The sequence below is a fragment of the Aminipila sp. genome, from assembly GCF_032051575.1.
GTDB lineage: Bacteria > Bacillota > Clostridia > Peptostreptococcales > Anaerovoracaceae > Aminipila.
Map to the genome: position 1 here is coordinate 23,912 of NZ_DAMBYD010000015.1, position 13,105 is coordinate 37,016.

Consider the following 13,105-nt stretch of genomic DNA (forward strand, 5'->3'; position numbering starts at 1 on the left):
GTCACTCCTTTATGGGTAAAATTATGTCAAATTCTGTCCCGTCGCCAGGGTTGCTCTCAACTGAGATTTTGCCATCATTATTGAAGATTTCCGTACTGATGACGTAAAGCCCCAAGCCTGTTCCTTTCTCTTTGGTGGAATAAAAGGGATTAAATATATCTTCTATTATTTCCTTTTCTATACCACATCCATTATCACTTATTTTAATGTTTAAGTGGCTCTCTTCCACAATAAGTGACAGTTTAATTATTTTTGCTTCTCTTTCAATTCCTTCAAATGAATCAATGCTGTTGTTAAGCAAATTGAGTAATATCATTTTCAATACATCTTCATTCATGACAATGGGCCTTAAATACTTGCCACCAACCCAGCTATTTATAGTAATATTGTTTTGTTCAATATTTTTTGTTTCTAATTCCAAGATAACATTCAATAAACTCTCAATATCCACCAGCTTGTTCTCATCATTGGAAAGTCTTGAAAACCTTAATAGATTCTCTATGAGCTTATTGATTCTTCCTACAGAGTCATTGATAACTGAAATAGCATGTTTCCCGATCTCATCTGTACAATACTTTTCTATAATATAGCTGTAGCTTTTTATAAGTCCCAAAGGATTTCTGATTTCATGAGCCAAACCAGCTGAAAGCTGCCCAATAGCTATCATCTTGGCTTCCTGTCTGGCGGTTTTCTCATGGACATATTTTTCTGTATAATCCTCTATGCTTATTAATTTTTTATTACTGCTAAAATTTTGACAGGTTATGTAATAGTAAGCCTTTTTTACATTAAAGACCTGATTCATATGCAATTCATTAATAAATGGCTGGAGTGCCTCAATTTGGTTATAATTTATGCCAATCAGATTATCCCTGGCAATTCCCGCTAATTTTTCTACAGCCTTGTTGCATTCAATAATTGTTGAATCATTTTTAATAACCATTATGCCGCTTCGCATGGTATCTATAATAAGCCTAAGCTCTTCTTTGCTTTCAGATAATTCTCTGGTTTTGGAATTAACTCTCTGCGTAATGATGTAATTCCAGCTTGAAAAAATTGCTATAATCAGCGTGATTCCAATCAAAATTTTATAAGTCAATTCTATTTTTTGCAAATCCAGGCTATCACTGTGGAAATTGCCTAGCCATTTATATTGAGTCTGTGCAATCAGATTCTTTTTCTTCAGCTCCAATATTCCCTTATTTAGAATATTTACCAGCTCATAGTTGCCTTTTTGGGTTGCAAGACAAATTTCCTTTTCATAAACTGTAGGTTTTAAAAAGCTGAAATTCGTCTCTCGATTTGTAACTTTAAGAAAATGTGCAGCTTCCATATCATCCCCCACAAATCCCACTGCAACATCTTTGTTAATCAAGGCAAAGCATTGATAAATATTTTCTACTTCTATAATTTCAATATTGTGTTTTGTCTTAAAGTATTCTTGTATGCTTCCGTTTCGATAATCACTTTTTAAGGCGACTAATCGCATATCATTCAAATCGTAGATACTATCAATATCTAAATTGTTTTTAACTAAAATTTTACCCTTAACTACACACAGCGGCTGGCTTATTTCAAATCTTTTCTCATTGTCTGGCGTCCTTTCAACCACAGCGATATCAATTTCTTCATTATTCAAGGCATCGGATAAATACTCTTCAGATTCTACTTTTAAATGAATATCATTCCTCAACTCAATTGCCAGCTGAGACAAGTAATCTACTACAATCCCCGTATTATAATTGTTAAATTCATTAAGAAAAGCCAAAGGAGGGTCATTATATAGTCCAACAAGAAAAGGTTTCTCTTGGAGTAAAGTCTTTTCCCTTGGGGTTAATACACTATTATATTTATAATAATCCAGAACACTTAAATTGTATTTTAAATTTAAATCCAATTTTCTAATGCCAACAACACATATGACAAGCAGTACTATCAAGAGAAGAATCTTCTTCTTTTTCATATTTCCTCCAAGATTGGTATCCAGTAAAATCATGCAACATTTTTTCGATTATTTCTATTGAATATAGAATATCTCATGACAATGCATAAGTAAACATCAAAATATTCATTTATAAAAAACAAACACCGTGTTGTTTAGTCCAAACGGTGTTTGTTTATAGCCTTTTATTTGTATGTATATCAATTATTTATCTGTTTCATAAACAGATACGGTTACATCTCCGTCTTTATCTCTGCTAAATAAAACCGCAACCTGATTACTAACCTTATCCTTATCACCTTCTTTAATTATATTAAAATTCTTTGAATATCCTATTTGTCCTTCATCAAACAATGCGTCTTCCGTAATTGAACCTTCTCCAGAGCCCCCTTGCATTGTTTTATAAGAATAGTAAATTGTTCCCGCCTTATCTGGTGCGACTTTTTTCTCTGAAAGTAATGTCCAGTGCTCTGTTATTTCAGTTATATCAACTACCCCTTCTTTGCTTTGATTCTCTGCAGCTTTATTATTATCTACATCATTTCCTTGTGACAATGCTAATTTCTTTAAATATAGTTCTGCCGCTTTTTTATCAGCCTTATCACTTTTTAATGGTAAATGAAATAAAATGTTCATTTCCTTGTAGCTGCTATTTGGCGAGATTTTTCCAGTTTTCTCATCAAAGTTATACGCTTCATTATTATAGAAAGCTGTATTACTAACTCCTAAATAAAGGTCTCTATCGGCAAACAATTCAATATTGTCACATTCAATCATACGATACATAATACCGTTCTTAACGATTTCAAAATAACCACCATTCATTGTAAAAATATTATAATCTTTTGGGTTCAGTCCCTGAATAAATGGTGAAATAAGAAATGATTCTTTTCCATACTCGTTGCTTGATGTGGCTGGCATTGGAGTTCCATCATTTTGGGATATAGCCACAACCGCATACGTTTTGGCCGTACTTACTTGATTGTTGTCCGAACAAAAATCACTTAAATCACTACCCGACACTGCACCTAATAAAGTAACCATATATTTACCATAGGTTTGAGATTCATTTATTAAGACAGCGTCTTTACTTTCAAAAGCTTTTGCAAGTTGTTTATCCCCATATTCACTTGCAATATCTTTTGGTGTTAAGAAATTCCATGCTGCAAATGCTGTAACAGTACAGCATAGAATTAAGCAGCAAACTGCTGCGACAGTAGATAGTTTTTTTACTCTTTTGGTCTTTATCATATTATTACCCCTTGCTTTTTGCACAATTCTTACGTTCAGTTCATAATCTGGTTTAAAATTTGTTGAAAGGGCATTTTTTAGAAATTGATTTAATTCTTTATCTTCCATATCCACTATCCTCCAGGTATTTTTTAACCTCTCCCCTTGCCTTATGTAGCCGGCTTTTTACTGTACCTTCTGGCCTCTGAAGAATTTTGCTGATTTCTTTTAATGACATATTGGCTGCATAATATAGATACATTGGCACCCGGTATTGTTCTTTCAGAGCTCTAACCGCTTCTGCCACCATTTTCTGTTTTTCTTTTTCTAGCAGCTGCTCCTCCGGACTTTGCTCTTTACTAAACTGATATTCCCCATAATCCAATTCTTCACTGTGACATTCCATCGTTGCGATTCTTCCCCGCCAGGCAAATTTTCTTTTGCGGTTCTTCCATAGTTTTACTGCAATGGACATTAAATAACTCTTTGGATTGTTCCCTACATCAATTCTATCGCATAGCTCTACAGCCTTTAAAAATGTGTCCTGATAAAGTTCATCTGCTTCATCTTTATTTTGGGTTAACTGCCTGCAGAAATTATATATATCCTTGCCATTAACATTAACCAGTTCACTTACCTCTATAACTTTCAAATTAATTTCCTCCACATGTGGTTTTGCCCTTCACCTATATATGGTAATAACTTTCCAGTTGGTTCACAGGAATTTGCCGATGTGCTTTTTTCTACCATTCCTTTATTTTGTATATCTTTATGGAAAACTGAATAGAAAGAAATGAAACCAAAACCACCGTTGCTGCAAGAACGCAATAATTTGCTGAATCTGGAATAGCTGAAATAAAATCAAAATGGAAGTTATGTTTTGCACAAAACATAGCGATTCGCGGCAATAATGCTGGCGTTCCTAGTACAACTGCCATAATCAAATATTTCATTTTTTCATACCCAAATTTGTAATCCAATGTAAGATACCCACCGAGTGCCACACTAACCAACACCAAAGAATATAAGATTTCTTTCAAGTTAAGTAACGTTATCTGAGGAACTATGATACTTAATACCGAATAGCAAAATAATGCAAGGAAGTACCACAAAATAAGAAACAAATATCTTGAAAGAACAATTAACTTTCGAGAATAGGGAGTTGCACAAACAGAAGCTGCAGCCTTCGGATATTTCATCTCTGCCATAGATAAGGATGCTAATGGCATATACAACGCAAATACTAAAGTCATAACAAAAGCAGAAAAGTCAGACAGTTCTGGAATCTCTGAGCTTATAAAAAACGGCAGTGCAATCATCACAACAATGCTGAATAAAAGATACCAATTAATTAAGTAAAGATCTTTTTTAATTAATGAAACTATCATTTTCATTAGTTCACACCTCCAATATGTGCAAGCATAATATCCTCAATGCTTGGTTTCTCAATAATGATCTGTTTTCTGCAGGCTTTTTTAACCATATCTGTTTTTTCAGTTATGCCTATGAACCCATAATTATTTGTCTGAACTGTAAGAAATATTTTTCTCATTTCCTCAGATAAATCCGACAAGTCTCCTTTGACTGTTCGGTATTTCTCAAGTAATAAATCTTTTTCCTCTTGAAAAACAATCTGGCCCTTATCAATCAAAACAAGCATATCTGCTATTTTTTCTAAATCAGATGTAATATGTGTTGAGAAAAACACACTTTTACTTTCACTTTTTACAAAATCCAATAAAATCCCCATAAGCTCTGAGCGAATAAGTGGGTCAAGTCCGCTAGTCGGCTCATCCATAATAAGCAAATCCGCATTGTGAGATAAAGCAATTGTAAGGGCAAATTTGATTTTCATACCTTTTGATAAAGTGGATATTTTTTGCTTTGGATCTAAATTAAATTCTCTCATATATTTCTTATAGTCATTTTCATTCCACTGAAAGTAAGCAGGAGCAAGAATATTTTTCATAGTCTGCATCGAAAGATTTTCATAAAACGCACCATCATCTAAAACAATACCAACTCGATTTTTTATGATTTCCCCATCGGTATCCATACTTTTGCCGAAAAACTTTATTGAACCGGTATTGGGTAACGCAAGACCGAGTATATTTCTAATCGTTGTACTTTTGCCCGCACCGTTTACACCGATAAATCCAGTAATACAATTTTCTGGTAAACTGAAATTAACTTTTTTCAAGCTAAAATTTCCGTAAGCCTTGCACAGATTTTCAACTTCTAAAACATTATTCATATTTCCTCCCCCATTTCATAAAGAATCTCCATCATTGCTGATAATTCTTTCTTACTGATATTAAAAAGCTTTGCATTCTCTATTGCTTCCTGTAGTTTTTCTTCAACTAACCTTCTCTTAGAGTCCATAAGCAATTCTAAATTACCTGCTGACACAAATGTGCCTTTACCCGCCTGACTCGTTACAAATCCATCTGCTTCAAGCTCATCATATACACGTCTGATTGTAAGAACACTAACATGAATATCATTAGCGAAACTTCGGATTGAAGGTAATAACTCTCCTTCAGATAATTCTTCCCTAAGTATAGCATCTTTAATTTGCTCCTTAATTTGCTGGTACAAAGGTTTATCCGATGTATTTGAAATTAGTATGTTCACAATTTATACCACCTCTCACTGTGCATGTTTATAATACACAGTATACACTTTAATCTCAAATTGTCAATGCATTATATAAAAACGGAAATACAAAAAAACAATTTATCATACCCAAAAAACATGCAATAAAAAACCCACTATATCCATACTGAACTAACTTTAAGTGGTCACCTCATACTATATGGTAAATAGTGGATTTTATATTTTTACTATCATTCTACAGGCTAAAAAGAGTAAGCTTTTTCAGTGCCCTCTTACAATACCCTATTTTATTCTGTCTGTAACCTTTGTACAATACAGATAACGCATTCTATAAGCCCCATATCTCAGCATTAATAATGGTGTATCTCATCTGCTTCGGCTATTTCTTTTGTTTCATGAACTGTTCCATATAGATGGGCAGGAGGTGCATAAATAGAATACAATTTAAGTGGCCTACTACCAGTATTAATTAGGTTATGCCATGTGCCAGCAGGAATAATAATGGCAAAATTACCATCCACCTCTCTTTGATAATTTAATTTTTCTTTGTCACTGCCCATCTTAACAAAACCATAGCCTTCTTCAATCCGTATAACTTGATCCAAATCTGGATGCATTTCCAAACCTATATCTTCTCCCACTTCAATACTCATTAATGTTAATTGTAAGTAATCTCCAGTCCATAAGGCTGTACGATAGTTACAATTCTGCATAGCAGCCTTATAAATGTTAAATACCAGTGGTTCTAGGCCATAATCAGTTATATCAGATGTGTTTATTTTATGATTATACATGTTTTTATTCCTTTCGATCTTTCCCTTCATATACTATATGATGTAATTTGATTGAAAACCACGGTATTCTTCAATACCGTGGTTTTGTTTACCCTTATTAAAATTAATGCTTTTTTAATGATTTCCAAATTATATTATCATTAGTTTATACAATACCTGCGCCATTTCCGCGCGATTTGTCGTATTCTTCGGATTGATCTTTCCTCCGTTTCCACTAATGATTCCTGTTCCTGCAAACAATGTCATGGCAGGATTTGCCCAGTTTGCTACTTGGCTGGAATCACTGTAAGCTGTTAACGTTTTCGCTGTGGTACTTGTGGGAAGTTCATTTATTTGCTTTAAAGTATTATATAAAAGAGTAAACATTTCCTGTCTGGTAATTTCTTTCTCCGGAGCAAATCTATCATTTCCTATTCCGTCTGTAATTCCAAGTTTTTTTGCGGTAGCAAGATAACCCGTATAATACATATTTCCTGCATCTGAAAAATTATCTTTAGAACTACTATCTGCGGATAGTCCGTAAGCTCTCATGACCATTACAAGGAATTGTCCTCTGGTTAATTTGGCGGCAGGCTCATAATTTCCATTTCCCACTCCAGTACTAATTCCTCTTGCTGCTACATAGCTAACAGCATTGCTGTACCATGCTGTTGAAGATACATCATTAAAACTTACTTTATTATAACCAACCGCATACTGAGAGAAGTGTGTTGTCTTAAATGTAATCATTCCTGTTTTCGAGTCATAAGAGCAGTCCGTAACGGCCTCCGGTTTCCCTTCTGAATTAATGTAGTAGATAACGATAGAATTTGTATCTTCCCCTGTCTTTGGAGTATATGGCACGGATACAGTCACATTGCCGTTAAACTGTGATATTGTCTTTTCACCACTTGTTACATTAAAGTTGAATACAGGTCTATCTCCAACGACTTGTTTTGCCTCCTCCGAAAGGATCTTTGCACTTACCTTGGAAATAGTAATCGTCACATCCCCTGCTGCTGCTTTTGATATAGTATCAATTGAATTCTGATCAAAAGCAACAGAAGCAATCGGTGTTAAAATGGAAAGAAAATTTGTTGAGCTATCCGCTATATCCGACATTGATTTCTGAGGTATACCGGTAGCAACAGAAGTTGCAGAGTTGTTACTTCCTTCCACCCTGATTTCAACCACAGGCGCTACAGAATTTCCCTTCTTTTGAACTTCTAAAAACGCCCTGCTGATTGCATCACTTACTTGTGACTGGGTAACTGAAGCCGTAGCTTTCCCCTTTGCATCTACAGTAGCAGTAGTACTTGTTGTTGCAGTGACCGTGTTGCCTGAGGCAGTGGTTTGATTTTTCGTTATATCTGTTGAAATTCCTGTACCTGCACCATTTCCTCCAGAGCTGCCGCCACTGCCAGATGATGAACCATTATTCGAATTTGCCCTTGTTATGGTAATGATATAAGTCTTAGGACTCTTGCCTGTCTCCGTTGAGGATACCGTGATCGTTTTGGGAGTTCCTGCAGTCAAATCAATGGTTCCCGAGGCAGTACCGCTTGCGACGGTAGTTCCATCAACGGTTATGCTTCCTATCCCTGTAGGAGTAACTGTTACACTTGCAACAGTGTTTGCCACCGTAACAGCGTTATAATTGTATGTACCTCCTGAAAAACTGTAGTTTGCGGGACTGCCGCTCAGTGCAAGCTCTGTAAGGTCTGCAGAAGCTGCCCAGGTATAGGAAGCACTACCCATAGAGCTGTTGTCGCTGCCGGCTTTTACCGCTATGGCTTTCACTGTCGTTCCATGATTTATGACTGGCCGTGAAGAGTCATTATACTCCATTGTTGTCCCCGTTACAGCGGTCGCAGGGTTCGTTCCATCCAGCGTATAGTAAATATGATCTGCAGCAGGGAACATGATTTGTACCGGAGTCCCGTCAACAATTGCTCCTGCGGAGGGTTCAAAAGTAGGAACCACTGATGCAGGAAGATTTCTTGTCACAATAATGGTATAAAGTTTGGCACTCTTGCCTGCTTCCGTTGTGGACACCGTTATTGTCTCTGGGCTTCCAGCAGTTAAATTAATTGCTGCTGAAGGCGTGCCGCTTAATACCAATGTTCCGTTAACTGTAATATCCCCTGTTCCTGTTGGAGTTACCATTATTTGTTCGACAGAATTGGCCACTGTAACCGAGTGATAGGAGTATATACCGCCATCAAAGGCATAATTGGAAGGATTGCCGCTCAGCTCCAGTGCGGTAAGGTCTGCAGAAGGCATAAGGGCATATGTAGCGCTTCCAATCAGGCTGTTCACCTTTCCAGCTTTGACAGCAATGGCCTTTACAGTCATCCCCCCGTTTATGATGGGTTTAGAAGAATCACTGTATTCCATTGTCGTTCCCGTTGCAGAGGCCTCTGGATCTGTTCCATCCAGTGTATAATAAATATGATCTGCTCCTGAAGATATAATCTCAATGGAAGTTCCATCTGTAATTGCTCCAGCGGCAGGACTGAATGTCGGCGTAGCCTGTGGGCCTTCTCGGGTGATATTGATGGTATACGTTCTTGGTTTATAATCCTCATAATATACCGGAGTAGCGAGAACGGTGTGCACCGTAATGGATTGTTCAACACCGGGAGGCAAAAGGATTGGCGGGGATTCTGCTCCAGAGGTGACAAATGTTCCATTTACTGTGATTATCCCCAAGCCCGTCGGCACCACCTTAACGCTTTCAACGTTGGCGGCCACGGTTACATTATTATAGATCGTCGTTCCTGGGCTAAAGGTGTAATTGAATGGAGATCCGCTCAGACTGATATTCGACAGTCTGAGCGGCAAGTAATTTGTTGCGTCTCGGCTAAAAGCCTGCAGTACACCCCCGTCTTCAGATTTCACTATTCCCGGTGCATAAAAAACCTTCACATTTTGATCTGCCTTAATCGGATTTGTCAGTTTTAAATAGTAATTAGATTTATAAATGGGATCGGGAAGAGGCTCGGGATGAGGTTCAACTGCGATGACCGGTTTATTTACACCATCTATACTGACTGAAAACCCTCCTGGCGCAGACGGTGGGGCAGCCATACCCTTATCAAATCCAACAGTCACATAGTTGCTTTGCTCCACATCAACCTCGTTAGGTCCCCCTATCGACACATAAACTGTGGAAGGCGGAGTTCCCTTCACATTGTTCATCACAGTTAAATTGCTAAATGAGGCAAGCAACTCACCGCTTGTTGACTCCACATTAATCCCGGTATAAGAAAGGGTCACCGTTTGATTTGCCTGTATGCCTTGGTTTATAACAAGTACATACTTCGTACGATCCTCATTTGATATATAACTAAGGGAACCAGTACTTGCGATAGTTCCATTAATTTTGACTTGAAAACCTTTTTCATAGTCTAACCCGAGGGCCATCTCCTGATTAAAGCTAATGGTAATATGCCCACTGTCGATTGCTACCGCTCCGGTTACCATCGGTGCAACTGTGGCCATGACAGGCTGAACGTTAATCGACAGAGAGCTCAGCAGTAGCAGCATTACCATCGCTACATTAAAAAATACTTTCCTTGATTTTAACACAATAGAATTCCTCCTTTTTTATTTTTGCGCCAATTGAAAAATTTCGTTGATGGATATTTCTATTTGATCTCCCCAGCGTATAAAATCACCGTCTGTTGACACACTTTTAAAAAAATCTTTATCTGCTAGCATACCAAACCTGACTGTCTGCAACCTGCTTTCAAGATTTAATAAGATACTGCTTCCATTTTCAAGATCCACATGGAGACAAAAATTATCTCTTATTTCGACGTTTTTTATTTTACTCATAAAATCCCTATACCCCCAATTAATAAAATCCACCATACACAATTGTATGATGGATTTTATTAATACCAAACTACCCGATGGGTAGTCTTTTATAAATTTATTCAAAAATCATTTAAATACTGTTTTAAAAGCACCCTATTATTAATAGAAAGTTTAAAGAAAATGTTTTTTAGCGCCATTTTTACAGTATTCGTGCTAATAAATAAGATTTCTCCGATTTCTTTGTTTGTAAGTCCTTTAGCCGCCAGCAGCGCAATCTCTTTTTCCCTTTCAGTTAACTGTGGTTTACTCTCTGTAAAATTTTCTTTTATTATTTGTTCAACTGCTACATGATAGGATTGATATAACTCTAAAATAGCACTAATTGCCTCTCTGCATACCCCTTCCCTGTAAAGTTCTTGAAGTGAAGGGGTAATATAGTCACAGTTTTCCACAAAAGGCATATAAATCTGATCTGTCTCTGCATAATGCAGTGCTTTCTCTATGGCTGCTAGTGCATCACTACGACGGTGAACTTTTAAATTTGCTGCTGCTATATAAATATAGGCATAAATCATACTTAATAAATTAGGGAAAATAGAAGCTTCCATGATAAGTTCTTCTGCAATTCCTAAAATTTTTAAATACTCACCTTTTATTAATAATACCCTTCCATAAATAATATTATAAAATGCTCGTGTAGGGAAATATAATTTACCAGAATCTAAATCTCCTTCCTTAACCCACGAAGGTATTTTTTCGTACTGCTTCAATCCTGAATAAAGAAATGCTTCGCAAAGATCAATAGTATACATTAATCCATACCACCTTTTTCTGGTCATTTTTTCACGCATTCTTTTTAAAACATTAAGAATAGAGTTATAATCCCCTTTGGCGATTGCTATTCTTGCCTGTAAAAACATTGCACTTATGACAATGTCCCCTTGACCATTACGATTAGCCGGATAGAAAGCTTTATTCTGAAAAATTTCAGTACTTTCAAAATCACCTCGATTAAAATAGTATTCCGCCTCCATAATTGATTCGCAACCTGTTCCATGCCCATTTGTAAGCTTTTTGTAAACTTGTATTGCATCTTTTAGATTTTTCAGTTCTTCTTTCATTGATCCTGGTTCTCTATAAAACATGTACAGAACTGAAGGAGAACCAAAGGTCCAACTGCTTTTCGTATCCAAAAATTGCGCAGGCTGCTTTAACAGCATAGCGGCTTTATTGATATGTTGGTACATTTTCTGAATGTTATTATATTTGGTAAAGGATAAAAGCAATTCAAATTCGCCATTTAGTTCACAAATTCTATCTTTCACAAACCGATCACTATTTTGGACTAATTCTTCAAATTCCCTACAAGTCTGATCAAATCTTTCCATCTCGTTAAAGGAAAAAAGACAAATTGCATAAATCAGCATTGCAATGGGATGCGATTGTCTTAATTGTTTAGGACATTCTTCAAAATAGCGGATAAAAATTTCCTGCTGTTCATTATGAATACTGTGACCTTTATCCGCTTCTAAGGCACAAAGCATATTTTCAAAATCACTAGCCATATATGAATTTTCCATTGCCTGTACATAATTACCGTTTTTCAACTGGTAATTTGCCATTTTTTGATAAAGCCCCCTTTGATCAGCAATATTCCTGCCATGAAAGAGAGATTGTAGATATTTACTGAAAATATGGTGCACCTGATAAGTTTTTGTTTTTTCCTCATATTTAACAAAAGCATTCTCACTGATTATTTCAGATAGAAGTCTTTCAGCACTATCATTACCACTTAAGGCTGTAGCCAGTTCAAGGTTAAAACTGTCAAACAAGCTAATTGCATATAAAAACTCCTTAATTTCATCTGAAAAATTAAGGTAGATAGTGTTTTCAATCAACTTATAGATATCTCGGGTGGCTTCAAAACTGTCATGCTTTATATAATTCAACATTAAAAGATACAGTGCGGTAAACCAGCCTTCCGTAAGTTTATAAAGTTTTTCACAATCCGAATCCTTTAGGTTGACTCCACAGAATTTATAATATTTCTTTATTTCAACCAGTGTTAATTCAAAGGTTTCCTTAGTTATGTGATATAAATACCCTTTTAAAGAAAGCTCCTCTATCTTTTCAAATTCAATAAACCGAGCAATCAAGATAATATGTAAGTCAGCTATTTCATGTACCGTCAAGAATTTGATAAAATTACCAACCTCAGGCTTATTTATCAAGTGATAATCATCTATAATTAAAAACGTTTTTTCCGGGAATTTGATTTTCCTTATTAATTTTAAAGCCTCCTGCAAGGATACACTATCATCTGGAAAGCCTAGTTCTATTAGGCTTAGAGAAATTTTTTCATCAAATCCTTCCAATGTATTACAGAGGCCATTCCAAAAACCACTTATTAAGCTATCATGTATCCTTACCCATAATTCATTTGCCTGAATAGTTCTCAAATATTCCCTTACAGCAGTAGTTTTACCATATCCCATGGGTGCTTCTACAACAGTAAGAGGATAATCGGAAATGCCTTCCATTGCCACCTTTATCTGTTTGGGAAAATAGAGACTACTTGTTTTATTATCCTTACCCAATGCTTAATCTCCTCAACGGTTAATTTTCATTTTATTATATAATACTTTATTACGAAAATCACCTTGAAAAGATATAAAACTTTTAGGTTCTTCTTAATGCCGACTATTAGATACTTTGGATAGTA

At 36.0% G+C, this 13,105-nt stretch carries 10 protein-coding genes; all 10 read right to left on the minus strand.

All coding sequences use genetic code 11. The annotated features are described in order from the left end of the window. Position 1: 1 nt before the first annotated feature. On the minus strand, positions 2-1,963 hold the full coding sequence (locus RTW14_RS17195) for an ATP-binding protein (RefSeq protein WP_312653745.1): 1,962 nt from the start codon (positions 1,961-1,963) through the stop codon (positions 2-4). Positions 1,964-2,146: 183 nt separating this feature from the next. Continuing rightward, a complete protein-coding gene (locus RTW14_RS17200) occupies positions 2,147-3,301 on the minus strand; it encodes a hypothetical protein (protein ID WP_312653747.1) in 1,155 nt (384 codons plus the stop codon). After that, complete coding sequence (locus RTW14_RS17205) at positions 3,291-3,824, minus strand: RNA polymerase sigma factor (protein ID WP_312653749.1); 534 nt, start codon at positions 3,822-3,824, stop codon at positions 3,291-3,293. Before RTW14_RS17205 ends, RTW14_RS17200 begins: the two co-directional genes overlap by 11 nt. Positions 3,825-3,915: 91 nt before the next feature. Continuing rightward, positions 3,916-4,566 (minus strand): ABC-2 transporter permease, encoded by a 651-nt coding sequence (locus tag RTW14_RS17210; protein WP_312653751.1) that lies wholly within the window; start codon positions 4,564-4,566, stop codon positions 3,916-3,918. Next, positions 4,566-5,426: an ABC transporter ATP-binding protein gene (locus RTW14_RS17215; protein WP_312653753.1), complete on the minus strand. Its 861-nt coding sequence runs from the start codon at positions 5,424-5,426 to the stop codon at positions 4,566-4,568. Before RTW14_RS17215 ends, RTW14_RS17210 begins: the two co-directional genes overlap by 1 nt. Beyond that, positions 5,423-5,806 (minus strand): GntR family transcriptional regulator, encoded by a 384-nt coding sequence (locus RTW14_RS17220; protein ID WP_312653755.1) that lies wholly within the window; start codon positions 5,804-5,806, stop codon positions 5,423-5,425. The genes RTW14_RS17215 and RTW14_RS17220 overlap by 4 nt, the downstream gene beginning before the upstream one ends. A 332-nt stretch (positions 5,807-6,138) precedes the next feature. Next, a complete protein-coding gene (locus RTW14_RS17225; RefSeq protein WP_312653758.1) occupies positions 6,139-6,582 on the minus strand; it encodes a cupin domain-containing protein in 444 nt (147 codons plus the stop codon). 129 nt (positions 6,583-6,711) lie between these two features. Continuing rightward, the gene (locus tag RTW14_RS17230) at positions 6,712-10,152 is read right to left on the minus strand and encodes an S-layer homology domain-containing protein (protein WP_312653760.1); all 3,441 of its coding nucleotides are present in this window, start codon (positions 10,150-10,152) and stop codon (positions 6,712-6,714) included. 18 nt (positions 10,153-10,170) lie between these two features. Beyond that, positions 10,171-10,401 (minus strand): DUF2442 domain-containing protein, encoded by a 231-nt coding sequence (locus RTW14_RS17235; RefSeq protein WP_312653762.1) that lies wholly within the window; start codon positions 10,399-10,401, stop codon positions 10,171-10,173. Positions 10,402-10,502: 101 nt separating this feature from the next. Beyond that, complete coding sequence (locus tag RTW14_RS17240; protein WP_312653764.1) at positions 10,503-12,980, minus strand: helix-turn-helix transcriptional regulator; 2,478 nt, start codon at positions 12,978-12,980, stop codon at positions 10,503-10,505. Positions 12,981-13,105: the final 125 nt, after the last annotated feature.

Coding starts and splice junctions, on each gene's coding strand:
- RTW14_RS17235 (WP_312653762.1), bottom strand. CDS start 10,401: ATGAGTAAAATAAAAAACGTCGAAATAAGAGATAATTTTTGTCTCCAT.
- RTW14_RS17225 (WP_312653758.1), bottom strand. CDS start 6,582: ATGTATAATCATAAAATAAACACATCTGATATAACTGATTATGGCCTA.
- RTW14_RS17195 (WP_312653745.1), bottom strand. CDS start 1,963: ATGAAAAAGAAGAAGATTCTTCTCTTGATAGTACTGCTTGTCATATGT.
- RTW14_RS17215 (WP_312653753.1), bottom strand. CDS start 5,426: ATGAATAATGTTTTAGAAGTTGAAAATCTGTGCAAGGCTTACGGAAAT.
- RTW14_RS17200 (WP_312653747.1), bottom strand. CDS start 3,301: ATGGAAGATAAAGAATTAAATCAATTTCTAAAAAATGCCCTTTCAACA.
- RTW14_RS17210 (WP_312653751.1), bottom strand. CDS start 4,566: ATGAAAATGATAGTTTCATTAATTAAAAAAGATCTTTACTTAATTAAT.